Genomic DNA, 246 nt, shown 5'->3' on the forward strand with positions numbered 1-246 from the left:
ATAACAACAATAGCGCCAAACTCAGCATTCGTAATATTGAGTTGTGGCTTAGTTTCTTTCAGTTGATAGGCAATCAATCCGCCTATCATATTCAACATAAAACCATGCACGCTTCGATGTCTTGTATGCTCTATTTGTGAAATATTTTTTAGCTGGTCATTGATGGTTTCAATGATAAATCGACGTGAAAGCATCGCTCTATCCCATAGGGATAATGCTTTAGCTTTCATGTTTTTACGGACATTA

1 protein-coding gene is annotated in these 246 nt (G+C 36.6%); it reads right to left on the minus strand.

What is annotated here, in order from left to right; translation table 11 throughout:
* Window positions 1–246: transposase (locus H5125_RS21995; RefSeq protein ID WP_220487408.1), on the minus strand; the 246-nt coding region annotated here is incomplete at both ends.

The sequence above is a fragment of the Shewanella sp. SR44-4 genome, from assembly GCF_014163715.1.
Taxonomy (GTDB): Bacteria; Pseudomonadota; Gammaproteobacteria; order Enterobacterales; family Shewanellaceae; genus Shewanella.